Genomic DNA, 24,773 nt, shown 5'->3' on the forward strand with positions numbered 1-24,773 from the left:
AAGAGCGGGAGTATACCTTGTTATGTAGGAAATGGCCGGGCTGCCGGATGTGCGGGGAGGTGTCAGCCGGGGGGAGATAAGGGTTAGAATCCCCACCTAGCCCAGAGTGTGTACTTATGTCCCAAGAGCTTTCCGCCGAACAGATCCAGCAGGCCCTCCAAGGCATCAGCGTGCCGCCCCAGCCGCAAATCATGGTGGATTTGCAGATGGAGCAGTACATGCCCGACCCGGACCTGGAAGTAATCGCGCGGTTGATCTCCCAGGACCCGGGCCTCTCCGGCGCGCTGCTGAAGATCGTCAACTCGTCCTATTACGGCCTGAGCAACAAGATCGCCTCGATCCAGCGCGCGGTGAACCTGCTGGGCAGCCGCTCGATCATCAACCTGATCAACGCCCTGTCGATCAGGGGCGAGATGAGCGACGACACCATCGTCACCCTCAACCGCTTCTGGGACACCGCCCAGGACGTGGCCATGACCTGCCTCACCCTGGCCAAGCGCACCGGCGCCCAGGCGGTGGACGAGGCCTATGCCCTGGGGCTGTTCCACGACTGCGGCGTGCCGCTGATGCTCAAGCGTTTCCCCAACTACATGACGGTGCTCGAAGAGGCCTACGCCAACGCCGGCCCCGACTGCCGCGTGGTCGACACCGAAAACAATGCGTTCAACACCAACCATGCGGTGGTCGGCTACTACACCGCCAAGTCCTGGCGCCTGCCGGAGCATGTGACCGACGCCATCGCCAACCACCACAATGCCCTGGCGATCTTCAGCGATGAGACGTCGCGCAATCCTCAGTTGAAGAACCTGCTGGCGATCCTGAAGATGGCCGAGCACATCTGCTCGTCCTGCCGCGTGCTGGGCAACCAGTCGGTGGACCATGAGTGGAATGCCATCGGCCACCTGGTGCTGGACTACGTGGGCCTGTCGGACTACGACTTCGAAAGCCTGAAGTTGTCGATCCGCGAACTGGGCGCGCACTGATCCCCCCTTCACGAGGTACACATGCCCGAGTTACCAGAAGTCGAAACCACCCGGCGTGGGATTGCGCCGCACCTGGAAGGCCAGCGGGTCAGTCGCGTGGTGGTGCGTGAGCGGCGCCTGCGCTGGCCGATCCCGGAAGACCTGGATGTGCGCCTGTCCGGCCAGCGCATCGTGCTGGTGGAGCGGCGCGCCAAGTACCTGTTGATCAATGCCGAAGTGGGCACCTTGATCAGCCACCTGGGCATGTCGGGCAACTTGCGCCTGGTCGAGGTCGGCATGCCGGCGGCCAAGCATGAACATGTGGACATTGAGCTGGAATCCGGCCTGGCCCTGCGCTACACCGACCCTCGGCGTTTCGGCGCGATGCTCTGGAGCCAGGACCCGCACAACCATGAACTGCTGATTCGCCTGGGGCCGGAGCCGTTGACCGAGCTGTTTGACGGTGAGCGGTTGTTCCAGCTGTCCCGCGGCAAGTCGATGGCGGTGAAGCCGTTCATCATGGACAACGCGGTGGTGGTGGGCGTGGGCAATATCTATGCGACTGAAGCGTTGTTTGCGGCGGGGATTGATCCGCGCCGCGCGGCCGGCGGTATTTCACGCGGGCGTTATGTGAAGCTGGCGATCGAGATCAAGCGCATTCTGGCGGCGGCGATCGAGCGTGGCGGCACCACGTTGCGCGACTTTATCGGGGGGGATGGGCAGCCAGGGTATTTCCAGCAGGAATTGTTCGTCTACGGCCGCGGTGGCGAGGCGTGCAAGGTCTGTGGGAGCGAATTGCGCAACGTGGTGCTGGGGCAGCGGGCGAGTGTGTTTTGCCCTAGATGCCAGAGCTGATTGCTGGGTGATGACTGATATGGCCATCGGGGGCTTGCCCCCGATGAGCATAAGTATCTACACAACTTCAGTAGGATAACGCGTAGCAGCTGTCGAGCCTTGGCGAGGCTGCGTTTGCGGCGTGTCTGACACACCGCCGACGCAGCCTCGCCAAGGCTCGACAGCTGCTACGCAGGGGGCTCGGCTCAAGATGTGTAGATACTTATGCCCCGATGAGGCCCTGATAGGCGCTGAAGAACCTCAAGCCTTACCGGTAATCTTCCGGTACTTCTCCATCAACTGCTCTTCCGTCTCCGGATGGGCTTCATCCAGCGGAATGCAATCCACCGGGCACACTTGCTGGCACTGTGGCTCGTCGTAGTGACCGACGCACTGGGTGCACAGGTTGGGGTCGATCACGTAGATCTCTTCGCCCTGGGAGATGGCGGCGTTCGGGCACTCGGGTTCGCAGACGTCGCAATTGATGCAATCGTCGGTGATGATCAAGGACATGGAAACTCCTGCCAGGGCTGTCAGCCAAGGCATCTGAAAACTAATGCGCGCAATTGTGCCGCATTGGCGCCCGCAGTGCGAGCCGTGGTGAGCGAGGCAAGCCCGCTCACCACATTACTTCTTGAAGCGCAGCGTCAGCGCATCAGCCACGGCCGGGTGCACGAACTTGGTGATATCCCCGCCCAAAGCGGCAATTTCACGCACCAACGTCGAGGAAATGAACGAATAACGTTCCGACGGCGTGAGGAACAGGCTTTCCACGTCCGGCGCCAGTTGGCGGTTCATGTTGGCCAACTGGAATTCGTATTCGAAGTCCGACACCGCGCGCAGGCCACGCAGGAACACATTGGCGTTCTGCTCTTTGGCGAAATGCGCGAGCAACGTGGAAAAGCCCACCACTTCCACGTTGGGCAGGTGCTTGGTGACCTCACGCGCCAGCTCCACGCGCTGTTCCAGGGGGAACAGCGGGTTTTTCTTGGGGCTGGCCGCGACTGCGATGATCACATGGTCGAACAAACGAGAGGCGCGTTCGACCAGATCGCCATGGCCTTTGGTAATCGGGTCGAAGGTACCTGGGTACAACACTCGGTTCATCGCGTCGTCCTGGCGGAGTCCGTTGGGGAACCGGATGGTATCGCAGCCATCCCGGTCGGCCAAGTCAACTTATGCATAAGAAAGCCGTATAGACACCGCGAATGGCGTGTTTTTTCACGCTGTTTTCAGACGTTCGGCCAAGGCTGTCGCCAGTTGAGCGGTTAATCCGTACACCGATAATTGCGGGTTGGCCCCAATACTGGTGGGGAATAACGAACCGTCGTGGATCGACAGGTTGCGCAATTGGTGATGGCGACCGAGGCTGTCAGCCACCGCATTTTTGGGATCTTCGCCCATGGCACAACCGCCCATCACATGGGCGCTGCCCAGGGTTGTCCGGTGCAATTCCAGATTCAAACCCTCAATGACGCTGCGTGCCTCGGCCAAGGTGTTCACGAACCGTGCGTCATGGTGCATGGGCTTGACCGACTTGGCGCCCGCCGCGAACTGGATTTCGGCCATGCTGTGGAAGGCCCGGCGCAGGCCGTCCCAGGCATAGGGTGAGACCTGATAGTCGAGCACCGGCGTACCGTCACCGCGTAAATCCACGCTGCCGCCCTGGCTGTCGGGGTGAAAGCCGTCACGCAACAGCGCGAGCATGGCGTGGGTATGGGGCAGTTGGCCCATGTCCAGGGCGTTCTGCGTGCCATAGCCGCCGAACAAGGTGCTGGCCAATGCTGGATGCAAGGGCGGCGCTTCAAGCTTGTAGGACATTTTGCCGGTGGTGCCGTCCTGCCACTGGAAATGGTCGGAGTAGATCGACTGCGGCGCGCCGTAGAACGGGTTGATCACCTCGTCGAACAATGCGGCGGAGAAGTTCACCAAGTGCAAAAAGGTCCGCTTGCCCAGCCGCGAATGCGGGTCGGGGGCACCCGAGCGCATCAGCAGCGCCGGGCTGTTGATGCCGCCGCCCGACAGCACGTAATGCTTGGCCTTCACGCTGATCCTGCGCCCGGTAGGCGCCACACAGCGCGCGTCCATCGCTACGCATTCCAGGCTGCTGATGGTGTCGCCGCTGTATTTGAGCTGCTCGGCGCGGGCCAGGTACAGTAGCTCGCCGCCTTTTTCCAGGGTAGACGGGATGGTGGTCACCAGCATCGACTGCTTGGCGTTGACCGGGCAGCCCATGCCGCAATAACCCAGGTTGAAGCAGCCACGGACGTTGCGCGGGATCACATGCCAGCTGTAGCCGAGCTTTTCGCAGCCTTTGCGGATCACATCATTGTTGGCATTCGGGGGGATGGCCCACGGTGCGATGCCCAGGCGCTGCTCCATCTTTTCGAACCACGGTGCCATCTCTGCACTGCTGTGGCCTTTTACCGCGTACTCGCTGGCCCAATGGCTGAGGGTGGCGTCCGGGGTGCGGAAGCTGGAGGTCCAGTTGATCAGCGTGGTACCGCCCACCGCGCGGCCTTGCAGGATGGTGATGGCGCCGTCCTTGCTCATGCGGCCGATACCTTCCTGATACAGGCTGGCGTAGGCCTCGTCCTCCAGCAGCTTGAAGTCGCTGCTGGTCTTGAGCGGGCCTTCTTCGATCAACAGCACTTTGTAGCCGGCGGCGCTGAGGATCTCGGCAGTGGTGCCGCCACCGGCGCCGCTGCCGATGATGGCCACGTCGGCCTCCAGGGTCAGGTCGCTGTCGAGGGCGGCGCCATTGTGGGTTTTCCAGCCGCGGGCCAGGCCGTCGCGGAACAGATCGGGTACGGGCATCAGGGTCGTCTCTTGTTTTTATTGTGAGGGATGCAAATCAGATCTTCGGCGGGCCGGGGTAGCCGCAATGCGCCCAGGCGGCGGGCCGGAAGTACCAGGCCATGATCACCAGCTTGAGCAGCGAGCCCTGGCCCATGCGCAGCAGGTTCAGGTAGCTGTTTTCCCAGCGGTGCAGGAAGTTGCGGATCTGCTCCGCGCTGGCGTTTTCCCAGCTGCCCCAGATGCCGGTCAACGGGCCACGCGTAATGCCCATGCCGAGCACATCGAACAGCTGCTGGGTGAGCTTGAACATCTCCGGCGACAGGTGCTGCAGGCTGTAGTCGAGTTTTTTCAGCGTGTCTTCAATCCCGGCGACCACGTCCTGGGCGCTGGCCACGCCTTCGAGCAGCACCGGGATCACCGCGCGCAGAAACGGCAGGTCACTGCTGCGCAACATGGCAAAGCCGCTGGCCGGGGTGCTGCTGGAGCAGCCGCTGAGGCTGGCGCCCAATCCGGCCGTGGCCAGGAAGGCGCTGGCACACAGACCGATTTTCAAGACGCCGCGCCGTGATAGCGCGGGTGAATCCGTGAGGCTAGGGTTCATTGTTATTGTTATCCCGTGGGTGGCGGTGTCAGCGGACAAACAACTTCTGGATCAGTTTCTGGATCGATTTGCCGTAGGGCGGGTAGATCAATTTCGCCGCGTTCAGGCGCTGTTTCACCAGCACGCCCTTGGCCTTGCTGAACGTCAGGAACCCTTCATGGCCGTGGTAGTGGCCCATGCCCGACGGGCCGATGCCGCCAAAGGGCATGTCGTCCTGGGCCACGTGCAGGAGGGTGTCGTTCAGGCAGACACCGCCGGAATGGGTCTCATGGAGGACCCGGTCCTGCTCGCGCTTGTTGTAGCCGAAGTAATACAGGGCCAGCGGGCGAGGGCGCTGGTTGATGTAGGCAAAGGCTTGGTCGATGCCGCGATAAGGCACGATCGGCAGCACCGGGCCGAAGATTTCGTCCTGCATCACGGTCATGTCATCGCTGACATTCAGCAGCAGGCTATGGGCCATGCGCCGTGCCTGGCCCTGGTCGTACAGCCGGATCAGGGTGGCGCCCTTGTCGGTGGCGTCCTTGACGTAGGCATTGAGCCGGGCCAATTGACGCTCATTGATGATGGCGGTGTAGTCCGGGTTGTCGGCCAGCGTCGGATAAAACCCGCGAACCGCCTTGCTGTAGGCCTCGACGAAACCCTCCACGCGGTCCTCCGGCACCAGCACGTAGTCCGGGGCCACGCAGGTTTGCCCGGCGTTCAAGGCTTTGCCGAAGGCGATGCGTTCGGAGGCGTCCTTGAGCGGTACGTCGGCGGAGACAATGGCCGGCGACTTGCCGCCCAGTTCCAGGGTGACTGGCGTGAGGTGTTCGGCAGCGGCGCGCATCACGTGCTTGCCAATACTGGTCGCGCCGGTAAACAGCAGGTGATCGAAGCGCAGCTTGGAAAACGCCATGCCCACCTCGGCCTCGCCGAGCACCACGCACACCAGGTCCTCGGGGAAAACCCTCGCCAGTAACGCCTTGAGCAGTTCGCCGGTAGCGGGCGTGGATTCGCTGAGCTTGAGCATCACCCGGTTGCCTGCCGCCAACGCACCGACCAGTGGGCCGATGGCCAGGTACAGCGGGTAGTTCCACGGCACGATCACGCCGACCACGCCCAGGGGTTGGTAAATGACTTTGGCTGACGCGGGTTGGAAGGCCAGGCCTACAGCGCGGCGGGAAGGTTTCATCCAGCCTTTTAGGTGTTTGCTGGCGTAGTGAATGCCATGCAGGCTGGGCATCAGTTCGGCGAACAGGGTTTCGTCGGCGCTGCGCTGGCTGAAATCCTGGCTGATCGCATGGATCAGTGCCTGGCGCTCGTCACTGAGCACATCCCGCAAGGCCTTGAGCCACTGCTGGCGCTGTGCAGCTGGCGGCATCGGGTTGGCGGCGTAGGCGCGGCGTTGGGCGTCGAACAGGTCCTGGAGTTGATCCAGCGCCTGGGCATCTTGCAGGTAGGCAACGTTGGCAGACATGGCGCAGCACCGATTGTTATTGGTCTGCGTGGATTTTTAGAGTCATTACTCTAAAATGTCAAATAACATTGCAGCAACATGCAGATTTATCCTGGCAAGGATAGGCCGTAAGATGCCCTATCACGTGTACAGAAGCTGATTCCCCTATGGCACCACGAGTAAAGACCAGCGAGCGTATTGTGCAAACCAGCCTGGAGCTTTTTAACCAGCAGGGCGAGCGCAGTATCAGCACCAACCATATCGCCGCCCATATGGAAATTTCGCCGGGCAACCTGTACTACCACTTCCCCAACAAGCAAGCGATCATCTCCGTGCTGTTTCGCGAATATGAAGCGTTGGTGGACAGTTTCCTGCGTCCGCCCCAGGGGCGTGCAATGGTCGTGGAGGACAAGCGCTTTTATCTCCAGGCCGTACTGGCCGGCATGTGGCGCTACCGTTTTCTGCACCGCGACCTTGAACACCTGCTGGAGAGCGACCCGGACCTGGCCACCGGCTATCGGCGTTTTTCCCAGCGTTGCCTGATCCAGGGCGGCGCCATCTACCAGGGGTTTGTCGATGCAGGCATCCTGAACATGGACCCGGTGCAAACCGAAGCCCTGACCCTCAATGCCTGGATCATCCTCACCTCCTGGGTGCGTTTCCTGTGCACCACCAATGAAAATTCCGCCCACCTGAGCGCCGAAGCCATCAAGCGCGGGGTGTATCAGGTGCTGGTGCTGGAGGCGGGCTTTGTCACGCCCCAGGCAAAAGAGGCGGTGGATGCATTGTTCAAAGAATTTTACGTGCCGTTGAACCAGGCACTGGAAGAAGTGAAGTAGGACCTTTCCCGAATCTGTTCACAGGAGTCCATCATGCCGCTTGCCCAACTGATCAGCCCCCAGCAATTGGCCGAGCGCCAGACGTCAGCGGGGTTGGTGATCCTGGATTGCCGTTTTGCCTTGGAAGACCCGGATTACGGGCGTTGCAGCTACGCTGAAGGGCATATCGACGGTGCGCAATATGCCGACCTGGAGCGCCATCTCAGCGGGCCGGTGATCAAAGGTGTGACCGGTCGTCACCCGTTACCGGCGGCGGGCACCTTCGCCGAGCAACTGCGGGCATGGGGTATCCATGCTGACACCGATATCGTGCTGTATGACGACGGCCCTGGCGCTTATGCGGCTCGTGCCTGGTGGCTGCTGGCCTGGCTGGGCAAGCGTGACGGTGTGTTTATCCTGGACGGCGGCCTCAAGGCCTGGCATGCCGCAGGTTTCCCGTTGAGCCTGGATGCGCCGGTAATCGAGCGTGGGACTTTCGATGGCACGCCGGACAATCACTTGCTGCTGGATGCCGAACATCTGCAAAAACGCCTGGGCCAACCCGGCCTGACCCTGATCGATGCCCGCGCTCAAGCGCGTTTTCGCGGCGAGGTGGAGCCTATCGACCCGATTGCCGGGCATATCCCCGGTGCGCAATGTGCGGCGTTCAACGAAAACCTGGGCAGTGACGGGCGTTTCCTCCCGGCCGAGCAACTCAAGCAGCGCTTCGCCGCGCAGTTGCAGGGGCGCTCGCCGGAGGAACTGGTGGCGTATTGCGGCTCGGGCGTGACGGCCTGCCACAACCTGTTCGCCCTGAGCCTGGCGGGTTACCCGTTGGGCAAGTTGTATGCGGGGTCGTGGAGCGAGTGGATTACCGATCCGACGCGGGCAATCGCTACGGGGGACTGAGTTCCCGGTCGTGTAAACCCAATCCGAATGTGGGAGGGGCCTGCCCCTCTCACATGTTTAACCGTGTCGTGCCAATAACCATTGCGGTATGCGCCGCTCCAGGTAGTAGCCTGGGCGTTTCAGCGAGCCATCGACGAAGCCCACGTGCCCACCCTTGGCCGTCAGCTCAAACTCGGTGCACGCCGATAGCTCACTGGCCTCGGGCAAGCTGTGGGCAAACACGAACGGGTCGTCGGCCGCCTGGATAATCAGCGTCGGTGTGCGGATCGCGCCCAGGTAGTAGCGACTCGACGCGCGACGGTAATAGTCCTCGGCACTCAAGAACCCATGCAGCGGCGCGGTGACCCGGCCGTCGAAGTCCCAGAAGGTGCGCATCTTCTCCAGCGAGCCAAGCGCTTCCAGGGTTTTCAGCCCGTCCGCGCGGCCATCCTGTAAAAAACGGCTTTGTTTGACGCGGATATACGCGAGCATTTCACTCATGAAGTGCTTTTGATAAATCCGCGAGAAACCTATCCCGATCCGGTCTGCACACTGGTCCAGGCGAAATGGCACCGACACCGCCGCTGCACCTTGCAGCCCGGACGCCTCGCCGGTTTCCCCCAGGTGCTTGAGCAGCACATTGCCCCCCAGCGAATAACCCACCGCATACAGCGGCGCCAACGGCCGCTTGGCGCGCAGGTGCGCAATCGCGGCGGCGAGGTCTTCGCTGGCGCCGGAGTGATAGCTGCGCGCCAGCAGGTTGGGCTCGCCCGAACAGCCGCGCCAGTTCAAGGCCGCACTGGCCCAGCCTTGGGCGCCGAGGACTTTTTGCAGGCCGGCCACATAGGGGGAATTGGATGAGCCGGTCAGCCCATGCAGTACCAGCACCAACGGCGCCTGCGCGTCATGCGGGCCATGCCAGTCGAGGTCGAGAAAGTCGCCGTCTTCCAGCCACAGGCGTTCGCGTTGGCGTTCGATATGGGTAGTCGGCCGCCACAGCGGCCCCCACAGGGTTTGCAGGTGAGGGTTGCCGAGGCCGAAGGCGGGGGTGAACTGGTCGGAGGACGGTGTCATGACGCTCTCAGTTTTGAGCTGACTCACTGTCTGTGGTGAGCGGGCTTGCTCACCACAGATTTTAAGCGACGCTTTCGACCAATCGATGCCACAGCGCGTAATACACACGACCGGATTTCTGCTCCCGGTGCAGGCGCCAGGCGCCCGGCAAACCCAGGGTAGACGGCGCGGTCTCGCTTTCAGTGTAGATCCACGCGTCCGGTGCCAGCCATTGGCGCTCTTCGAGCAAGGCGCACACGGTCGGCAACAGGTTCTGGTTGAACGGTGGGTCGAGGAACACCACGTCGTAGGCACTGGGCGCCTGGGTTTCCAGGTAGCGCAGGGCGTCGGCGGTCTGCACCTGGCCATTGGTGCAGCGCAGGGTGCCCAGGTGTTCCTTGAGGCTGGACACCGCGACATTGCTGGCATCCAGCGCCTGGGCCTGGGCCGCGCCACGGGACAGCGCCTCCAGGAACAGCGCGCCACTGCCGGCGAACGGGTCCAGCACCTTGGCGCCCGCGATGTACGGCGCGAGCCAGTTGAACAGGGTTTCACGCACGCGATCCGGCGTTGGGCGCAGGCCCACGACGTCGGGGAAGCTCAGCTTGCGGCTGCCCCATTCACCGCCAATGATGCGCAGTTGGCCCACACCGTTGTGTACGTTGTGGACAGGTTTTTTCGGGCGAGATGAACTGGCCATTAATGCTCCGGAACCCCGAGCGGCTGCTCGGCGGGTTTATCAGTGGGGGGCGGTAGTGGCTTTTGCGCAATCGTCGGGCCGGCGGTCACGATGACCATCTTGTCGGCGCTCAAGTGTTTATTCATTGCGGCCTTGACCTGCTCTACGGTCAGGGCCTGGGATTGTTTCATGAAATCTTCCAGATAGCTCAGCGGCAGGTTGTAGAAACCCATGGCGCCCAACTGCCCGACGATATCGGCGTTGCTCGCGGTAGACAGCGGGAAGCTGCCGGCCAGCTCGCGCTTGGCGTCATCCAGCTCTTTTTGCGTCGGGCCGGTCTTGAGGTAATCGGCGACTACGTCTTCGACCAGGCGCAGGGTGCCGCCGCTCATTTCGGCGCGGGTCTGCAGGTTGATCATGAACGGGCCGCGCACCTGCATCGGCGAGAAACCGGAGTACACGCCGTAGGTCAGCCCGCGCTTTTCACGCACTTCGCTCATCAAGCGGGTGCCGAAGCCGCCGCCACCGAGGATCTGGTTACCCAAGGACAAGGCCGCGTAGTCAGGGTCGGCGCGGTCGATGCCCAGTTGGGCAAACAGCAAATGCGTCTGCTTGGACGGGAACTCGATATGGCTCAGGCCGGCCTTTGGCTCGGTTGGCTGGGCAATCTTCGCCAGCGCCGGGCCTTTAGGTAGCGATGCGGACACCTTGGCGGTCATGGCTTCGGCTTCGGCGCGGGTCAGGTCGCCCACCACTGCAATCACCGCATTACCGGCGGCGTACGCCTTGGCGTGGAACGCCTGCAGCTGTGCCAGGTTAATGTTCGGCACGCTTTGCGGGGTGCCTTCGCTCGGGTGCGCGTAAGGGTGGTCGCCATACAGGCGCTTGAACAGCTCCAGGCTGGCCAGTTTGCCGGGGTTCTGCTTCTGGTATTCAAAGCCGGCGAGGATCTGGTTCTTGATGCGGGCCAGGGAGTCGGCCGGGAAGGTCGGCTTGCCGATCACGTCGTCAAACAGCGCCAGGGCGGCGTCGCGTTTATCGCTGGCACTCAGGCTGCGCAGGGACACCAGCGCCATGTCGCGGTAAGCGCCATTGCCGAAGTCGGCGCCCAGGCCTTCAAAGCCACTGGCGATCTGGCTGACATCCTTGCCCGGCACGCCTTCGTTGAGCATGGCGTTGGTCATCAAGGCCAGGCCCGGCACGTTGCCGTCCTGGCTGCTGCCGGCGGCGAACAGGATGCGCACGTCGAACATCGGCAGTTCATGGGCTTCAACGAACAGCACCTTGGCGCCTTCGGCGGTGGTCCAGGTTTGCACTTCGAGCTTGCGGTTGGTCGGCGCCTTGCCGTCCAGCTCTGCCAGGGATTGCAGCTTGTTGCTCGATTGGGCTTTTTCCAATGCCGGGCTGGCGACGGAGTCGCTCGGACGCAGGAAGTACACGGCGCTGGCGGCGATCAGGGTGACGACGATCAGGCCGGGGAAGATCAGGCGGCTGCTTTTGCGATCACTCATGAGCGGTCTCCTCAGGCAGAACATGGGCGACACTCAGACGTTCGCGGGTGAAATAGGTGCGCGCGGCCTTTTGGATATCTTCCGGGGTCACGCTTTGCAGGTCGGCCAGCTCGGAATCCATCAGTTTCCAGGACAGGCCAACGGTTTCCAGGGAGCCGATGGCCGTGGCCTGGCTGGTGATCGAGTCCCGCTGGTAGACCAGGCCGGCAATCACTTGGGCGCGGATACGCTCCAGTTCCTCGGCGGTCGGCGGCTTGGCTTTGAGCTCGTCCAGCAGGCGCCACAGGCCAGCTTCGGCTTGGGCGATGGTCTTTTTCTTCTGCTGGTTGGGAGTGGCCGACAGCATGAACAGCGTATCGCCACGGGTATAGGCGTCGTAATTGGTGGAGGCGGCGGAAACCAGCTCTTCACCACGCTCCAACTGCTCCGAGATACGTGCACTGTAGCCGCCGTCCAGCAGGGCCGAGATCAGGCGCAAGGCTTGCACCGAGCGTTTGTCGTCGGCGGTCGCCAGGCTGGGTACGTTGAAACCGAGCATGACGCTCGGCAATTGGGTCTGCACGTGCATGGTCAACAGGCGCTCGCCAGGCTCGGCCAGTTCCATCGGGATCTTGGCCGGTGGCACGTCACGCTTGGGGATCGGGCCAAAGTAGCGCTGGGCCAGGTTCTTCACCTCGTCCGGGGTGACGTCGCCGACCACCACCAGGGTGGCGTTGTTCGGCACGTACCAGGATTGGTACCAGTGGCGCAGTTCTTCGACTTTCATGCGGTCCAGGTCAGCCATCCAGCCGATGGTCGGCGTGTGGTAGCCGCTGGCCGGGAAAGCCATCGCCTTGAAGCGCTCGAAGGCCTTGGACATTGGGTTATCGTCGGTGCGCAGGCGGCGTTCTTCTTTGATTACCTCGATTTCGCGGCTGAACTCGTCGGCCGGCAGGCGCAGGCTGGCCATGCGGTCGGCTTCCAGTTCGAAGGCCACGCCCAGGCGGTCGCGGGCCAGCACTTGGTAGTACGCGGTGTAGTCGTCGCTGGTGAACGCGTTTTCTTCCGCGCCCAGGTCGCGCAGGATCAGCGAGGCTTCGCCGGGTCCGACTTTGGCGCTGCCCTTGAACATCATGTGCTCCAGGGCGTGGGACAAACCGGTCTGGCCCGGGGTTTCGTAGCTCGAACCCACCTTGTACCAAACCTGGGAAACCACCACCGGGGCGCGATGATCTTCGCGCACGACGACCTTGAGGCCGTTGTCCAGGGTGAATTCATGGGTGGGTTGTGGGTCGGCAGCGAAAGCTGAAAGAGGCAGACAAACTGTGCTGAACAGCAGGCCTGCGGCGCGGCGGGCTAGAGCATTCATTCGTTTTTAAACCTGTTGGGCTGCCCGCTTGGTCTTAGCGTCGGCGGGCGAGGAGGTGCTAGGATACTGGTCGAATATACGGACGGCCACTGCGGCAGTCTTGTTGAGGCCCTATTTTGGCCTTACAAAATGTTGCGCATGAACGAGCTGGCTAAAAAACAGTCTGTTACGCATCGAATTTTATTTACCGGCGCGCCCCTCTGGCGCGTCGCTACCTTGAGATAGCCGTCTCCATGTTTGGTTCCAACGACGACAAGAAGACCCCAGCTGCGGCTGGCGAGAAAAAAGGCCTGTTCGGATGGCTGCGCAAAAAGCCGCAGGAAACCGTTGTCGAACAGCCACAGGTTCAAGTTGAGCCGATCCCCGAACCCGTAATAGAAGCCGAACCGGTTGCCGAAGCGCCTGCGCCGGTGGTGTTGCCGATGGCTGAACCGGTGTTGCAGCCAGTGGTTGAGGCTGTGCCGGAGCCGGAGCCGGAACCTGAGCACAAGCCGTGGCCTGAGTTGCCGGTGGCCGAAGAGCCTGTGGCATTGGTCGAAGACGTGCAGGCTGAACACGTGGCGCCGCCGATTCCTGCGGTGGTTGAGCCGGTTGAGGTGGTGGTCGAAGCGCCGCTCGTCGTGGAAGTCCCTGCGCCTGTGCCTGTTGTGGTTGCTGCACCCGTTGAGGTTGTCGAGCCAGAACCGCTCGCCCCATCTCCAGAAGCCAGCAAAACCGGCTTCTTCGCCCGTCTCAAGCAAGGCCTGAGCAAGACCAGCGCCAGCATCGGCGAAGGCATGGCCAGCCTGTTCCTGGGCAAGAAAGTCATTGATGACGAACTGCTGGAAGACATCGAGACCCGCCTGCTCACCGCAGACGTGGGCGTCGAAGCCACCGCCGTGATCATCCAGAGCCTGACCCAGAAGGTCGCGCGCAAGCAACTGACCGATGCCGATGCGCTCTACAAATCCTTGCAGGCCGAACTGGCTGCCATGCTCAAACCCGTGGAAGCCCCGCTGGTGATCACCCCGAACAAGCCGTTTGTGATCCTGGTGGTGGGCGTCAACGGCGCCGGCAAGACCACCACCATCGGCAAACTGGCCAAGAAGCTGCAACTGGAAGGCAAGAAAGTCATGCTGGCCGCCGGTGACACCTTCCGCGCCGCCGCCGTTGAGCAATTGCAGGTTTGGGGTGAGCGCAACAAGATCCCGGTGATCGCCCAGCACACCGGCGCCGACTCCGCTTCGGTGATCTTCGACGCGGTGCAAGCCGCCAAGGCCCGCAACATTGATGTGCTGATCGCCGATACCGCCGGTCGCCTGCACACCAAAGACAATTTGATGGAAGAGCTGAAGAAAGTGCGCCGCGTCATCGGCAAGCTGGATGCAGACGCGCCCCACGAAGTGCTGCTGGTGTTGGACGCCGGCACCGGCCAGAACGCCATCAGCCAGGCCAAGCAATTCAACCAGACGGTGCAACTGACCGGCCTGGCATTGACTAAGCTCGACGGCACGGCCAAAGGCGGCGTGATCTTTGCGTTGGCCAAGCAGTTCGGGTTGCCGATTCGTTATATCGGCGTCGGTGAAGGCATCGACGACCTGCGCACCTTTGAAGCCGAACCCTTTGTCCAGGCACTGTTTGCCGAGCGGGAGCGTTCATGATTCGATTCGAACAGGTCGGTAAACGCTATGCCAACGGGCATGTGGGCTTGCATGAGCTGAGCTTTCGAGTGCGTCGCGGCGAGTTCTTGTTTGTCACCGGTCACTCGGGGGCCGGCAAGAGTACGCTGTTGCGCCTGCTGCTGGCCATGGAACGCCCGACCACGGGCAAGTTGCTGCTGGCGGGCCAGGACCTGGCCACCATCAGTAATGCGCAGATCCCGTTCCTGCGCCGCCAGATCGGCGTGGTGTTCCAGAACCACCAGTTGCTGTTCGATCGCACGGTGTTCAACAACATTGCCTTGCCGTTGCAGATTCTTGGGCTGTCCAAGGCCGAAATCGTCAAGCGCGTGGATTCGGCCCTGGAGCGCGTGGCGCTGTCGGACAAGACCGACCTCTACCCCGGCGACCTGTCCACCGGCCAGCAACAGCGCGTCGGCATTGCCCGCGCCATCGTCCATCGCCCGGCCTTGCTGCTGGCGGACGAACCCACCGGTAACCTCGACCCGCGCCTGGCGGCCGAGATCATGGGTGTATTCGAAGACATCAATCGTCTGGGCACCAGCGTACTGATCGCCAGCCATGACCTGGCGCTGATCGCCCGCATGCGCCATCGCATGCTGACCCTGCAACGCGGTCGCCTGATCGGTGACGGGGAGGCTGGCGTATGAGTGCAACACGTAGCCCCAAGGTTTCCGAGCGCGTGGCGCCGAAACCGGCTGATCCGCAGCCGAAAAAGAAAAAACACGACGACGATGACGGCCCGGACTTCAGTACCCTGCTGCGCGCCTGGATCGAAAGCCATCGCGCCAGCCTGCTGGACAGCCTGCGTCGCCTGGGCAAGCAGCCGATCGGCAGCTTTTTTACCTGCCTGGTGATGGCCGTTGCCCTGAGCCTGCCGATGGGCTTGTCGCTGCTGCTTAATAATGTCGAGCGCCTGGGCGGTTCCTGGCAGCGTGCGGCACAGATTTCCCTGTACCTGAACCTGGATGCCAGCACCAAGGAAGGCGAAGCACTACGGGACGATATCAAGAACATGCCGGGCGTCGCGGACGCCGAGTACGTCAGCCGCGACCAGGCCCTTGAGGAGTTCCAGCAACAGTCCGGCCTGGGCGAGGCGCTGAAAGAGCTGCCGCAGAACCCGCTGCCGGGCGTGGTGCTGGTGACGCCGAATGAAGTCGACAAGGCGGGCCTTGAAGCCCTGCGACAAAAACTCGCAGAGATGCCGAAGGTGCAACAGGCGCAACTTGATCTAGTCTGGGTGGAGCGCCTGGCGGCGATCCTCAAGCTGGGCGACCGCTTTGTATTCGGCCTGACGGTGCTGTTGGTGTCTGCATTACTTTTGGTGATAGGTAATACCATTCGTCTTCATATTGAAAACCGTCGCACCGAGATAGAAGTGATTAAACTGGTCGGCGGCACGGACAGCTATGTGCGTCGGCCTTTTCTGTACATGGGCGCGCTTTATGGCCTGGGTGCGGGGATTTTGTCCTGGGGCGTGCTGGCATTCGGCCTGAACTGGCTGAACGACGCGGTTGTCGGGCTTGCCGGCTTGTACGGCAGCGATTTTGCCCTGGCCGGGGTGCCGGTTGCCGATGGTCTGTCGCTCTTGCTTGGCGCGGTATTGTTGGGTTATATCGGTGCCTGGATTGCGGTCGCACGGCATTTACGCGAGCTGGCACCGAAGTAGTTAATGTCAGGGTAATGTGGTTTCGTTTGTATTGACCGTATCAGTGGTTTAGGGAACTTGTCCTACGGTTCCCGGTCAATTTTCGCAGTGCTGAACTGCACGAGTTATGTGAGTCGGAGGTTTTTTCGTATGACCACTTCTTTGCAACCTGCTTATGCCTTGGTCCCGGGTGCGAACCTGGAAGCCTATGTGCACACGGTCAACAGCATTCCATTGCTGACGCCCGAGCAGGAGCGTGAACTGGCCGAGAGTCTCTACTATGAGCAGGATTTGGGGGCGGCTCGGCAGATGGTGCTCGCCCACCTGCGTTTTGTCGTACATATCGCCCGTAGCTATAGCGGCTACGGCCTGGCCCAGGCTGACCTGATCCAGGAAGGCAACGTCGGCCTGATGAAGGCTGTAAAGCGCTTCAACCCTGAGATGGGCGTGCGCCTGGTGTCGTTTGCCGTGCACTGGATCAAGGCGGAAATCCACGAGTTCATCCTGCGCAACTGGCGCATCGTGAAAGTCGCGACCACCAAGGCCCAGCGCAAGCTGTTCTTCAACCTGCGCAGCCAGAAAAAACGCCTGGCGTGGCTGAACAACGAGGAAGTCCACCGCGTGGCCGAAAGCCTCGGCGTGGAGCCCCGTGAAGTGCGCGAGATGGAAAGCCGCCTGACCGGCCATGACATGGCCTTCGACCCGGCCGCCGAAGCGGACGACGACAGCGCTTTCCAATCGCCGGCCAATTACCTGGAAGACCACCGGTACGACCCGGCGCGTCAACTGGAAGACGCCGACTGGAGCGACAACTCCAACCACAACCTGCACGAAGCGCTGGAAGTGCTGGACGACCGCAGCCGTGACATCCTCTACCAGCGCTGGCTGGCGGAAGAAAAAGCCACGCTGCACGACCTGGCGCAGAAGTACAACGTGTCGGCCGAGCGCATTCGCCAGCTTGAGAAAAGCGCGATGAACAAGCTGAAGTTGTCGATCGCCGCCTGAACATGTGGGAGGGGGTAAGCCCCTCCCACATTTGTTTTGTGTTGTATCAGTCGGACCAAGGCGCTTTGCGGGAATTGTTCAGTTCCACCAAGTAACCCTCTCCGCCCAGCTGGCTCATCTGCTGGCGAATCCAGGCTGCCCGTCGCGCCACATACGCGGTCGGATGGCTGGCACTCCACACCCGTGGATTAGGCAACACCGCCGCCAGGTAGCTGGCCTGCTGCCGTGATAACCCCTTGGCACTTACGCCAAAGTGATGTCGCGCCGCCGCTTGCGCGCCAAACACGCCTTCATCCCATTCCACGCTGTTGAGGTACACCTCAAGAATCCGCTGCTTGGGCCACAACACCTCGATCAGCCCGGTAAACCAGGCTTCCAGGCCTTTGCGCAAATAACTGCGACCCGCCCACAGGAACAGGTTTTTCGACACCTGCTGGCTCAGCGTGCTCGCGCCCCGGATCGAACCGCCGCGCTCGTTGTGCAGGAGCGCTGCCTGGATCGCGCCGAAATCAAAGCCCCAATGCTGCGGGAAGCGTTGGTCTTCACCGGCCATCACCGCCACTTTCAGGTCGTCGGAGAGCTCGTCCCACGGCACCCAGGTGCGTTGCAGGTCAATGGGTTCGCCGTCGAACCAGGATTCGACCTTTCGCTCCACCATCAGCGCGGTGAAGGGCGGCGGGACGACACGGAACAGCAGCACCAGCAGAACACTGCCGATGGCAAACCATTTCACGACGTTGAGAAGGCGTTTGAAGAGGACACGCAGCATAGAGATGGCTTGGCCGAACCCGTTGAGCGGGCCATTATACAGACCCTGTCCAATGAGTCTGACTGGAGTTCCTCATGCTGCGTAGCTTTCTGATGCTGGCTGCCTTTTTCGGCTTCACCGGTGTCGCCCTCGGTGCGTTCGCCGCCCATGGCCTGAAAAGCCGCCTCAGCGCCGAGTACCTGGCGATCTTTCACACCGGCGTGACTTATCAGTTGGTGCACACCCTGGCGCTGTTCGGCGTGGCGTTGCTGGCCGCGCACCTGCCGGGCCGGCTGGTAACGTGGGCTGGCATCTCGTTCGTAGTCGGGATCCTGTTGTTCTCCGGCAGCTTGTATGTGCTGACCATGACCGGCATCAGCAAGCTCGGCATCATCACGCCGTTCGGGGGCCTGGCCTTCCTGTCTGGCTGGTTCCTGTTGGGGCTGGCAGCATGGCGCTTGCAACTGTGACCGCTTGACGCTTGAAGCTGACCTTCAGGTCTCAATCGCGCTAGAATGCTGGCCCCTAAAAACGATGGCGGCCCCTGGCATGCGCATTCAGTTGAACGGCGAATCCCTTGAACTGCCCGACGGTGAAACCGTTGCGGCCCTGCTGACCCGTCTGGACCTGACCGGGCGTCGCGTCGCAGTGGAACTCAACCTGGATATCGTCCCGCGTAGCCAGCACGCCGAGACCACGCTCACCGAGGGTGACCAGGTCGAGGTGGTCCACGCCATCGGCGGCGGCTAGTCCCGCGCGTTTATGTAGCCCCGGATTCTGCAGAACCTCACCCCATTTCGAGGATTTCCCATGAGCATCGTTCGCAACGACAAGCCCTTCGTCCTGGCCGGTCGTACCTACCAGTCCCGTCTGCTGGTCGGCACCGGCAAGTACCGCGACATGGAAGAAACCCGCCAGGCCATCGAAGCCTCGGGCGCCGAGATCGTGACCTTCGCCGTGCGCCGCACCAACCTCGGCCAGATCGAGGGCGAGCCGAACCTGCTCGACGTGCTGTCGCCGGATCGCTACACCTTCCTGCCGAACACCGCCGGTTGCTACGACGCTATCGAAGCCGTGCGTACCTGCCGCCTGGCCCGTGAACTGCTCGACGGCCACAACCTGGTCAAGCTGGAAGTGCTGGCTGACCAGAAAACCCTGTTCCCCAACGTGATCGAAACCCTCAAGGCCGCAGAAACCCTGGTCAAGGAAGGTTTTGACGTGATGGTCTACACCAGCGATGACCCGATCATCGCCCGCCAACTGGCCGAAATCGGCTGTATCGCCGTGATGCCGCTGGCCGGCCTGATCGGTTCCGGGCTGGGTATCTGCAATCCGTACAACCTGCAGATAATCCTCGAAGAAGCCAAGATCCCGGTCTTGGTGGACGCCGGTGTCGGTACCGCCTCCGACGCCACCATCGCCATGGAACTGGGCTGTGACGCGGTGCTGATGAACTCGGCCATCGCCCACGCCCAGCACCCGGTGCTGATGGCCGAAGCCATGAAACACGCCATCGTCGCCGGCCGCCTGGCCTACCTTGCCGGGCGCATGCCAAAAAAACTCTACGCCAGCGCCTCTTCGCCGCTGGATGGTCTGATCAAGTAAGAGCCATTGATGACTGAATCAAACGAAACGCCGAACACCGTGGAAGAAGGCGACGAGTCCAAGCACCGCCGCATCAAGAGTTTTGTGATGCGCGCCGGCCGCATGACCGAGGGCCAGCAAAAGGGCCTGGAGCAAGGTACGCCGCTGTTCGTCCTGCCCCTGGCCGATGCGCCGGTGGACTATGACCAGGTGTTCGGCCGTTCGGCCCCGCGTTCCCTGGAAATCGGTTTCGGCATGGGCCACTCCCTGCTGGAAATGGCCGCGGCCTCGCCGGAACAGGATTTCATCGGCGTGGAAGTCCACCGCCCAGGTGTCGGTGCGCTGCTTAATGGCGTGCTGACTCAAGGCCTGACCAACCTGCGGGTCTATGACTGCGACGCGATCGAAGTGCTCAACCGCTGCATCGCCGACAACAGCCTCGACCGCCTGATGCTGTTCTTCCCCGACCCATGGCACAAGAGCCGTCACCATAAGCGCCGCATCGTCCAGGCCTCCTTCGCGGAACTGGTGCGCAGCAAGCTGAAAGTCGGCGGTGTCCTGCATATGGCTACCGACTGGGAACCCTATGCCGAATACATGCTGGAAGTGATGGACGTTGCCCCTGGCTACCGCAACCTGGCGCAAGACGGCAAATGCGTACCACGCCCGGCCGAACGCCCGATCACCAAGTTCGAGCGGCGTGGTGAGCGGCTGGGGCATGGGGTTTGGGATTTGAAGTTCGAGAAAGTCGACTGACAAGTCCCTGGCTTGGAATGCAGTAAAAAATGTGGGAGCGGGCTTGCCCCCTCCCACAGTTGTTTTGTGTTGGATTTGAGGTCAGCGGCGATCGGCGACGACGCCAATCAACACCAGCACCACCACCAGCACCGGCGCCAGGCTGTAGTTATTGAACTGGCTCAATCCCCGCACAATCCACGGCGTGGCGTAGATCAGCGCCGCACCACTGCCGATCATGCACAGCAGGGCCATCAACGGTACGCGCAACGCGCCGGCAACGCTGCCCAGGCGTGCTTCGACCCAGCCCTTGATGTCGGCGCCAAACAGCACCAGCAAACAGCCCACAAGGGCCAGGGAGATTTCCGACAGGTTGCTGCGGCTCCAGCGGGATACCGTGGCGAGCAGGTCGAGTACCAGATCCATTCGATTTCCTTAGAGCGATCAGCTCAAAAACTTCTGCAGCAGGTCATTGAGAAAGAGTTGCCCGCGATCGGTGGCCGCCAGGCGTGACGGTTCGACCTGCATTAAGCCACTTTGTTCTGCCTCGCGCCGCGCCTCGTCGAGGCTCGCCAGGTCGAGGCCGGTGCGTTCGGCGTAGAGCGTGGCGTCGACGCCCTCGGTGAGGCGCAGGGCGTTCATCAGGAACTCGAACGGCAACTCTTCGTTGGTCAGCTCCTTCGCCCCGGCCTGGAAGCTTTTGGCCGGGTTGAGGTAGTCCTTCGGCGCGCGGGTCTTCCAGGTGCGCACAATGCGCCCGTCCGGATGGCTGAGCTTGCCGTGGGCCCCGGCGCCGATGCCGATAAAGTCGCCGAAACTCCAGTAGTTGAGGTTATGCCGCGCCGGGCGCCCGGGCTGGGCGTAGGCCGACACTTCGTATTGTGCGTAACCGTGTTCGGCCAGCAGCGCCTGGCCGGCTTCCTGGATGTCCCACAGGGTGTCGTCTTCCGGCAGCGCGGGCGGCTGGTTCCAGAACACGGTGTTGGGTTCCAGGGTCAACTGGTACCAGGACAGGTGTGTGGGTTTGAGCGCGATGGCCTGGCGCAGGTCGCTCAACGCATCGTCCAGGGACTGGTCGGGCAAGCCGTGCATCAGGTCCAGGTTGAAGTTGTCGAACCCGGCCTGGCGCGCCATCCCGGCGGCGCGTACGGCTTCGTCGCCGTTGTGGATGCGGCCCAGGGCCTCAAGCTTTGCCTGCTGGAAGCTCTGGATGCCGATGGACAGCCGGTTGATCCCCAGCGCGCGGTAGGCGACGAACTTCTCTTGCTCGAACGTGCCGGGGTTGGCTTCCAGGGTGATCTCGATGTCGCCGGCAAACGGGATGCGTGCTTCCACGCCTTTGAGCAATCGGCCCAGCGCCGCAGCGCTGAACAGGCTTGGCGTGCCGCCGCCGAAGAAGATCGAACTCAGTTCGCGCCCATACACCGCGTGCAGGTCCTGATCGAGGTCGGCCAGCAAGGCGTCCACATACTCTTCTTCAGGCAGCACCTTGCTGGCGGTGTGGGAGTTGAAGTCGCAGTAAGGGCATTTGCGCACGCACCACGGGATGTGGATGTACAGCGCCAGGGGCGGCAGCACCGGCAGCGCCGCCCGAGGTGTTTGCGCGCCACCGTGGATCAGCGGCTGCGCGGAGGTGTTCCGGGTCATTTCAAGCCCAGGCGCTGGCGCAGCAAATCCATTGCGCGGGCACGGTGGCTGATCTGGTTCTTGTCGGCCGGGCTCAATTCGGCACTGGAGACATTGCGCTCCGGCACCCAGAACAGCGGGTCATAGCCAAAACCGTGCTCACCGCTGGCCGCGTGCAGGATGCGCCCGTGCCACAGGCCTTCGCAGAGGATCGGCAGCGGGTCATCGGCATGCCGTACCAAGGCCAGCACACAGACGAACTGCGCGCCGCGCATCGCGTCCGGCACGTCCTTGAGCGCGTCCAGCAGCTTGGCGTTGTTGGCCGCATCGCCCTTGCCATCGGCATAACGCGCCGAGTAGATACCCGGCGCGCCGCCGAGGAAGTCCACCGCCAGGCCAGAGTCGTCCGCCAGCGCCGGAAGGCCCGAGATGCGTGCGGCATTGCGCGCCTTGAGGATGGCGTTCTCGACGAACGACAGGCCGGTCTCTTCCGGCTCCACCTGGCTGAACTCGCCGATGGAGCGCAGCTGCACGGATTCGCCGAGCATGGCCTGGAGTTCTTTGAGCTTGCCGGCGTTATGGCTGGCCAATACGAGTTGAGTAAGGTTCATCATTCCGCCGGAAACAGTTCCTGGTTGAATTGGAAGCTATGGGCTTTGCCGCCGGTTTCCACATTGATGGTAAACGTCTTGTATTCCCGCTGCGTCACGGAGTACGGCGCGAGGTAATTGATCCCGCCTTTCTCGTCGATTTGCTTGAACGTCAGGATCTCACTCTTGCCGCCCAGGTCCTTGATGGTGCCTGTCACCTGCGCTGCCACCGGGGTTACGCCCTTGATCACGGTCACATTGATCAAGCCCTTCTCCTTGCTGCGCACCACGCCGACTTTCTGGGCGGTTTCCGGCTGCAGGAAGCTGGAGGTGAAGGTGTTGTAATGAACGGTGATATCACCGAAGTCTTTCTTGCGATTAGCGTCGATAGTGTCCGCCGCCATGGCGCTGGCGCCCAGGCATGCAGTCAGTAGAAAAATAGCCAAGCGACTCATGATCGTCCCTCTTGAAAATGATTAGACGGCAATCTTGTGATCCGTCAGGCCAGGGCTGCTGACCCGATAGATACCAATTTCGCCCAACAGATTGGGCCATAGCTTGCTTGCCCAGCCGTGACGATGCTGTTGATCGACGGCCAGGCGGTTGATCACCTTGGCTTCACGCTCGCCACACAGGGCTTCGAAGTCTTCGAAGGTGCAGAAGTGGATGTTCGGCGTGTTGTACCAGGTGTACGGCAGGAAATCCGAGACTGGCATGCGGCCCTTGGTCGCCAGGTACCAGCGGCAGCGCCAGTGCCCGAAGTTGGGGAAGGTGATGATGCACTGGCGACCCACGCGCAGCATTTCGTCGAGGATGCGGTCCGGGTAGTGCACCGCTTGCAGGGCCTGGGTCATCACCACGATATCGAAGCTGTTGCTGGCGAAGTTGCCCAGGCCCTTGTCCAGGTCCTGCTCGATCACGTTGATGCCCTTGGCCACGCACTGGGCGATGTTGTCCGGGTCGTTTTCCAGGCCGTAGCCGGTGACTTGCTTGTTGTCGCGCAGCCAGCTCAGCAGTTCGCCATCGCCGCAGCCCAGGTCGAGCACGCGGCTGCCGGCGGGGATCCAGTCTTGGATGATGTCCAGGTCGGCTCTCATGGCGTTCTCACAAAGTAATGCGGTTCATGTAGTTGCTGAAAGCCTGGAGGTAGCGCGGGATCGGAATCAGGAAGGCGTCATGGCCTTGCGGTGCATCGATCTCCAGGTAGCAGACGTCTTTCTTGGCCGCCATCAGCGCATCCACCAGCTCTCGGGAGCGAGCCGGCGAGAAGCGCCAGTCGGTGGTGAACGACATGACGCAGAACTTGGCGGTGGCGCCCTCGAAGGTTTTCGCCAGGTCGTCGTCGTGGTTGGCTGCCGGGTCGAAGTAGTCCAGGGCCTTGGTCATCAGCAGGTAGGTGTTGGCGTCGAAACGCCCGGAGAACTCCTCGCCCTGATAACGCAGGTAGCTTTCCACCTGGAACTCGACGCTGTGAAAGTCGTAGTTGAGCTTCTCGCTCTTGAGGCCACGGCCGAATTTCTCGCCCATGGAGTCATCGGACAGGTAGGTGATGTGCCCGACCATTCGCGCCAGCATCAAGCCGCGCTTGGGGATCACACCGGCTTCCTGGAACGAACCGCCGTGGAACTCGGGATCGGTGAGGATGGCCTGGCGCGCCACTTCGTTGAAGGCGATGTTCTGCGCCGACAATTTGGGCGCCGAGGCGATGGCCAGGCAATGGCGCACGCGATCCGGATACGTGATGGTCCATTGCAGGGCCTGCATGCCGCCCAGGCTGCCGCCGATCACCGCGGCCCATTGCCGGATACCCAGCAGGTCGGCGAGGCGCGCCTGGCTGTGCACCCAGTCTTCCACAGTGAGTACGGGGAAGTCGGCGCCGAACGGCCTGCCGGTTTCCGGGTTGAGGCTGCTGGGGCCGGTGGAGCCATTGCAGCCGCCGAGGTTGTTCAGGCTGACGACAAAGAACTTATTGGTGTCGATGGGCTTGCCGGGGCCGATGCAACTGTCCCACCAGCCAGGCTTGCGCTCGTCAACGCTGTGGAAACCAGCGGCGTGATGATGACCGGAGAGGGCGTGGCAGATCAGCACGGCATTGCTCGCCGTGGCGTTCAGTTGGCCGTAGGTTTCATAAATCAGGTCATAGGCAGGCAGCGAACGACCACAGGCCAGGGCCAGTGGTTCGCTGAAGTGCGCCACTTGGGGCACGACCAGTCCAACAGAATCGGGGGGGAAGGCAGTTGGCATCGACCCT

28 protein-coding genes are annotated in these 24,773 nt (G+C 62.0%); 12 read left to right on the forward strand and 16 right to left on the reverse strand.

The window, feature by feature from the left end:
• Positions 1 to 170: 170 nt before the first annotated feature.
• Entirely contained in the window at positions 171 to 983 is an 813-nt protein-coding gene (locus PspCFBP13509_RS16320) for an HDOD domain-containing protein (RefSeq protein ID WP_169898796.1), read from the forward strand.
• 21 nt (positions 984 to 1,004) lie between these two features.
• Positions 1,005 to 1,817, forward strand: a complete 813-nt coding sequence (gene mutM, locus PspCFBP13509_RS16325) for a bifunctional DNA-formamidopyrimidine glycosylase/DNA-(apurinic or apyrimidinic site) lyase (RefSeq protein WP_137212355.1) — start codon at positions 1,005 to 1,007, stop codon at positions 1,815 to 1,817.
• Between the two features lie 240 nt (positions 1,818 to 2,057).
• On the opposite strand, the gene PspCFBP13509_RS16330 is transcribed toward mutM, so the two are convergent.
• The 5 genes from PspCFBP13509_RS16330 to PspCFBP13509_RS16350 form a co-directional block, all read right to left on the reverse strand.
• Complete coding sequence (locus tag PspCFBP13509_RS16330; protein ID WP_003195146.1) at positions 2,058 to 2,309, reverse strand: YfhL family 4Fe-4S dicluster ferredoxin; 252 nt, start codon at positions 2,307 to 2,309, stop codon at positions 2,058 to 2,060.
• Between the two features lie 114 nt (positions 2,310 to 2,423).
• Positions 2,424 to 2,903 carry a pantetheine-phosphate adenylyltransferase gene (gene coaD / locus PspCFBP13509_RS16335; RefSeq protein ID WP_003176711.1) on the reverse strand — a complete coding sequence of 160 codons (480 nt, stop codon included), beginning with the start codon at positions 2,901 to 2,903 and terminating at the stop codon, positions 2,424 to 2,426.
• A gap of 114 nt (positions 2,904 to 3,017) precedes the next feature.
• On the reverse strand, positions 3,018 to 4,613 hold the full coding sequence (locus PspCFBP13509_RS16340) for a GMC family oxidoreductase (RefSeq protein WP_065923865.1): 1,596 nt from the start codon (positions 4,611 to 4,613) through the stop codon (positions 3,018 to 3,020).
• A gap of 37 nt (positions 4,614 to 4,650) precedes the next feature.
• Complete coding sequence (locus PspCFBP13509_RS16345; protein WP_065923864.1) at positions 4,651 to 5,196, reverse strand: twin-arginine translocation pathway signal protein; 546 nt, start codon at positions 5,194 to 5,196, stop codon at positions 4,651 to 4,653.
• 28 nt (positions 5,197 to 5,224) lie between these two features.
• Entirely contained in the window at positions 5,225 to 6,652 is a 1,428-nt protein-coding gene (locus tag PspCFBP13509_RS16350; RefSeq protein ID WP_137212356.1) for a coniferyl aldehyde dehydrogenase, read from the reverse strand.
• Between the two features lie 146 nt (positions 6,653 to 6,798).
• Here PspCFBP13509_RS16350 and PspCFBP13509_RS16355 point away from each other — a divergent pair, with 146 nt between their 5' ends.
• The gene (locus PspCFBP13509_RS16355) at positions 6,799 to 7,470 is read left to right on the forward strand and encodes a TetR/AcrR family transcriptional regulator (protein ID WP_074847834.1); all 672 of its coding nucleotides are present in this window, start codon (positions 6,799 to 6,801) and stop codon (positions 7,468 to 7,470) included.
• A 33-nt stretch (positions 7,471 to 7,503) separates the two neighbouring features.
• Positions 7,504 to 8,358: a sulfurtransferase gene (locus PspCFBP13509_RS16360; protein WP_137212357.1), complete on the forward strand. Its 855-nt coding sequence runs from the start codon at positions 7,504 to 7,506 to the stop codon at positions 8,356 to 8,358.
• A 57-nt stretch (positions 8,359 to 8,415) separates the two neighbouring features.
• Here the strand turns inward: PspCFBP13509_RS16360 and PspCFBP13509_RS16365 are convergent, their stop codons facing one another.
• The 4 genes from PspCFBP13509_RS16365 to PspCFBP13509_RS16380 form a co-directional block, all read right to left on the reverse strand.
• A complete protein-coding gene (locus PspCFBP13509_RS16365; RefSeq protein WP_065923861.1) occupies positions 8,416 to 9,411 on the reverse strand; it encodes a hydrolase in 996 nt (331 codons plus the stop codon).
• Positions 9,412 to 9,472: 61 nt separating this feature from the next.
• Positions 9,473 to 10,090: a 16S rRNA (guanine(966)-N(2))-methyltransferase RsmD gene (rsmD, locus tag PspCFBP13509_RS16370; RefSeq protein WP_027606107.1), complete on the reverse strand. Its 618-nt coding sequence runs from the start codon at positions 10,088 to 10,090 to the stop codon at positions 9,473 to 9,475.
• Positions 10,090 to 11,580, reverse strand: a complete 1,491-nt coding sequence (locus tag PspCFBP13509_RS16375; protein ID WP_137212358.1) for a M16 family metallopeptidase — start codon at positions 11,578 to 11,580, stop codon at positions 10,090 to 10,092. Before PspCFBP13509_RS16375 ends, rsmD begins: the two co-directional genes overlap by 1 nt.
• On the reverse strand, positions 11,573 to 12,928 hold the full coding sequence (locus tag PspCFBP13509_RS16380) for a M16 family metallopeptidase (RefSeq protein WP_137212359.1): 1,356 nt from the start codon (positions 12,926 to 12,928) through the stop codon (positions 11,573 to 11,575). Before PspCFBP13509_RS16380 ends, PspCFBP13509_RS16375 begins: the two co-directional genes overlap by 8 nt.
• A gap of 233 nt (positions 12,929 to 13,161) precedes the next feature.
• On the opposite strand from PspCFBP13509_RS16380, the gene ftsY reads away from it, so the two are divergent.
• From ftsY to rpoH, 4 genes are all read left to right on the forward strand, one after another.
• The gene (gene ftsY, locus PspCFBP13509_RS16385; protein ID WP_137212360.1) at positions 13,162 to 14,568 is read left to right on the forward strand and encodes a signal recognition particle-docking protein FtsY; all 1,407 of its coding nucleotides are present in this window, start codon (positions 13,162 to 13,164) and stop codon (positions 14,566 to 14,568) included.
• Positions 14,565 to 15,236: a cell division ATP-binding protein FtsE gene (gene ftsE, locus PspCFBP13509_RS16390; RefSeq protein ID WP_003213784.1), complete on the forward strand. Its 672-nt coding sequence runs from the start codon at positions 14,565 to 14,567 to the stop codon at positions 15,234 to 15,236. Before ftsY ends, ftsE begins: the two co-directional genes overlap by 4 nt.
• Positions 15,233 to 16,255, forward strand: coding sequence for a permease-like cell division protein FtsX (gene ftsX, locus PspCFBP13509_RS16395; protein ID WP_065923857.1), 1,023 nt, complete (start codon positions 15,233 to 15,235; stop codon positions 16,253 to 16,255). The genes ftsE and ftsX overlap by 4 nt, the downstream gene beginning before the upstream one ends.
• 129 nt (positions 16,256 to 16,384) lie before the next feature.
• Complete coding sequence (gene rpoH / locus PspCFBP13509_RS16400) at positions 16,385 to 17,239, forward strand: RNA polymerase sigma factor RpoH (RefSeq protein ID WP_003176698.1); 855 nt, start codon at positions 16,385 to 16,387, stop codon at positions 17,237 to 17,239.
• Between the two features lie 46 nt (positions 17,240 to 17,285).
• On the opposite strand, the gene mtgA is transcribed toward rpoH, so the two are convergent.
• Positions 17,286 to 18,008 (reverse strand): monofunctional biosynthetic peptidoglycan transglycosylase, encoded by a 723-nt coding sequence (gene mtgA / locus PspCFBP13509_RS16405; RefSeq protein WP_065923856.1) that lies wholly within the window; start codon positions 18,006 to 18,008, stop codon positions 17,286 to 17,288.
• Positions 18,009 to 18,082: 74 nt separating this feature from the next.
• On the opposite strand from mtgA, the gene PspCFBP13509_RS16410 reads away from it, so the two are divergent.
• The 4 genes from PspCFBP13509_RS16410 to trmB all read left to right on the forward strand — a co-directional run bounded on the left by PspCFBP13509_RS16410 (position 18,083) and on the right by trmB (position 20,327).
• Positions 18,083 to 18,457 (forward strand): DUF423 domain-containing protein, encoded by a 375-nt coding sequence (locus PspCFBP13509_RS16410; protein ID WP_065923855.1) that lies wholly within the window; start codon positions 18,083 to 18,085, stop codon positions 18,455 to 18,457.
• 79 nt (positions 18,458 to 18,536) lie between these two features.
• Positions 18,537 to 18,737, forward strand: a complete 201-nt coding sequence (thiS, locus tag PspCFBP13509_RS16415) for a sulfur carrier protein ThiS (protein WP_049711100.1) — start codon at positions 18,537 to 18,539, stop codon at positions 18,735 to 18,737.
• A gap of 60 nt (positions 18,738 to 18,797) precedes the next feature.
• Positions 18,798 to 19,592, forward strand: a complete 795-nt coding sequence (locus tag PspCFBP13509_RS16420; RefSeq protein WP_065946518.1) for a thiazole synthase — start codon at positions 18,798 to 18,800, stop codon at positions 19,590 to 19,592.
• 9 nt (positions 19,593 to 19,601) lie between these two features.
• Entirely contained in the window at positions 19,602 to 20,327 is a 726-nt protein-coding gene (gene trmB, locus PspCFBP13509_RS16425; RefSeq protein ID WP_065946517.1) for a tRNA (guanosine(46)-N7)-methyltransferase TrmB, read from the forward strand.
• A gap of 81 nt (positions 20,328 to 20,408) precedes the next feature.
• On the opposite strand, the gene PspCFBP13509_RS16430 is transcribed toward trmB, so the two are convergent.
• The 6 genes from PspCFBP13509_RS16430 to metX are packed head-to-tail and all read right to left on the reverse strand — an operon-like array spanning position 20,409 to position 24,766.
• The gene (locus PspCFBP13509_RS16430; protein ID WP_010207241.1) at positions 20,409 to 20,732 is read right to left on the reverse strand and encodes a DUF3392 domain-containing protein; all 324 of its coding nucleotides are present in this window, start codon (positions 20,730 to 20,732) and stop codon (positions 20,409 to 20,411) included.
• A gap of 18 nt (positions 20,733 to 20,750) precedes the next feature.
• Complete coding sequence (hemW, locus tag PspCFBP13509_RS16435; RefSeq protein WP_065946516.1) at positions 20,751 to 21,953, reverse strand: radical SAM family heme chaperone HemW; 1,203 nt, start codon at positions 21,951 to 21,953, stop codon at positions 20,751 to 20,753.
• Entirely contained in the window at positions 21,950 to 22,546 is a 597-nt protein-coding gene (rdgB, locus tag PspCFBP13509_RS16440; protein WP_027606096.1) for an RdgB/HAM1 family non-canonical purine NTP pyrophosphatase, read from the reverse strand. The genes hemW and rdgB overlap by 4 nt, the downstream gene beginning before the upstream one ends.
• Entirely contained in the window at positions 22,543 to 22,977 is a 435-nt protein-coding gene (locus tag PspCFBP13509_RS16445) for a DUF4426 domain-containing protein (RefSeq protein WP_027606095.1), read from the reverse strand. The genes rdgB and PspCFBP13509_RS16445 overlap by 4 nt, the downstream gene beginning before the upstream one ends.
• A gap of 21 nt (positions 22,978 to 22,998) precedes the next feature.
• Entirely contained in the window at positions 22,999 to 23,619 is a 621-nt protein-coding gene (metW, locus tag PspCFBP13509_RS16450) for a methionine biosynthesis protein MetW (protein WP_017735309.1), read from the reverse strand.
• Between the two features lie 7 nt (positions 23,620 to 23,626).
• Positions 23,627 to 24,766, reverse strand: a complete 1,140-nt coding sequence (gene metX / locus PspCFBP13509_RS16455) for a homoserine O-succinyltransferase MetX (RefSeq protein WP_027606094.1) — start codon at positions 24,764 to 24,766, stop codon at positions 23,627 to 23,629.
• Between the last annotated feature and the right edge of the window lie 7 nt (positions 24,767 to 24,773).

Origin of the sequence: Pseudomonas sp. CFBP13509 (genome assembly GCF_005233485.1) — a bacterium.
Taxonomy (GTDB): Bacteria; Pseudomonadota; Gammaproteobacteria; order Pseudomonadales; family Pseudomonadaceae; genus Aquipseudomonas; species Aquipseudomonas marginalis.

Coding starts and splice junctions, on each gene's coding strand:
- mutM (WP_137212355.1), top strand. CDS start 1,005: ATGCCCGAGTTACCAGAAGTCGAAACCACCCGGCGTGGGATTGCGCCG.
- PspCFBP13509_RS16330 (WP_003195146.1), bottom strand. CDS start 2,309: ATGTCCTTGATCATCACCGACGATTGCATCAATTGCGACGTCTGCGAA.
- coaD (WP_003176711.1), bottom strand. CDS start 2,903: ATGAACCGAGTGTTGTACCCAGGTACCTTCGACCCGATTACCAAAGGC.
- PspCFBP13509_RS16340 (WP_065923865.1), bottom strand. CDS start 4,613: ATGCCCGTACCCGATCTGTTCCGCGACGGCCTGGCCCGCGGCTGGAAA.
- PspCFBP13509_RS16345 (WP_065923864.1), bottom strand. CDS start 5,196: ATGAACCCTAGCCTCACGGATTCACCCGCGCTATCACGGCGCGGCGTC.
- PspCFBP13509_RS16350 (WP_137212356.1), bottom strand. CDS start 6,652: ATGTCTGCCAACGTTGCCTACCTGCAAGATGCCCAGGCGCTGGATCAA.
- PspCFBP13509_RS16355 (WP_074847834.1), top strand. CDS start 6,799: ATGGCACCACGAGTAAAGACCAGCGAGCGTATTGTGCAAACCAGCCTG.
- PspCFBP13509_RS16360 (WP_137212357.1), top strand. CDS start 7,504: ATGCCGCTTGCCCAACTGATCAGCCCCCAGCAATTGGCCGAGCGCCAG.
- PspCFBP13509_RS16365 (WP_065923861.1), bottom strand. CDS start 9,411: ATGACACCGTCCTCCGACCAGTTCACCCCCGCCTTCGGCCTCGGCAAC.
- rsmD (WP_027606107.1), bottom strand. CDS start 10,090: ATGGCCAGTTCATCTCGCCCGAAAAAACCTGTCCACAACGTACACAAC.
- PspCFBP13509_RS16375 (WP_137212358.1), bottom strand. CDS start 11,580: ATGAGTGATCGCAAAAGCAGCCGCCTGATCTTCCCCGGCCTGATCGTC.
- PspCFBP13509_RS16380 (WP_137212359.1), bottom strand. CDS start 12,928: ATGAATGCTCTAGCCCGCCGCGCCGCAGGCCTGCTGTTCAGCACAGTT.
- ftsY (WP_137212360.1), top strand. CDS start 13,162: ATGTTTGGTTCCAACGACGACAAGAAGACCCCAGCTGCGGCTGGCGAG.
- ftsE (WP_003213784.1), top strand. CDS start 14,565: ATGATTCGATTCGAACAGGTCGGTAAACGCTATGCCAACGGGCATGTG.
- ftsX (WP_065923857.1), top strand. CDS start 15,233: ATGAGTGCAACACGTAGCCCCAAGGTTTCCGAGCGCGTGGCGCCGAAA.
- rpoH (WP_003176698.1), top strand. CDS start 16,385: ATGACCACTTCTTTGCAACCTGCTTATGCCTTGGTCCCGGGTGCGAAC.
- mtgA (WP_065923856.1), bottom strand. CDS start 18,008: ATGCTGCGTGTCCTCTTCAAACGCCTTCTCAACGTCGTGAAATGGTTT.
- PspCFBP13509_RS16410 (WP_065923855.1), top strand. CDS start 18,083: ATGCTGCGTAGCTTTCTGATGCTGGCTGCCTTTTTCGGCTTCACCGGT.
- thiS (WP_049711100.1), top strand. CDS start 18,537: ATGCGCATTCAGTTGAACGGCGAATCCCTTGAACTGCCCGACGGTGAA.
- PspCFBP13509_RS16420 (WP_065946518.1), top strand. CDS start 18,798: ATGAGCATCGTTCGCAACGACAAGCCCTTCGTCCTGGCCGGTCGTACC.
- trmB (WP_065946517.1), top strand. CDS start 19,602: ATGACTGAATCAAACGAAACGCCGAACACCGTGGAAGAAGGCGACGAG.
- PspCFBP13509_RS16430 (WP_010207241.1), bottom strand. CDS start 20,732: ATGGATCTGGTACTCGACCTGCTCGCCACGGTATCCCGCTGGAGCCGC.
- hemW (WP_065946516.1), bottom strand. CDS start 21,953: ATGACCCGGAACACCTCCGCGCAGCCGCTGATCCACGGTGGCGCGCAA.
- rdgB (WP_027606096.1), bottom strand. CDS start 22,546: ATGATGAACCTTACTCAACTCGTATTGGCCAGCCATAACGCCGGCAAG.
- PspCFBP13509_RS16445 (WP_027606095.1), bottom strand. CDS start 22,977: ATGAGTCGCTTGGCTATTTTTCTACTGACTGCATGCCTGGGCGCCAGC.
- metW (WP_017735309.1), bottom strand. CDS start 23,619: ATGAGAGCCGACCTGGACATCATCCAAGACTGGATCCCCGCCGGCAGC.
- metX (WP_027606094.1), bottom strand. CDS start 24,766: ATGCCAACTGCCTTCCCCCCCGATTCTGTTGGACTGGTCGTGCCCCAA.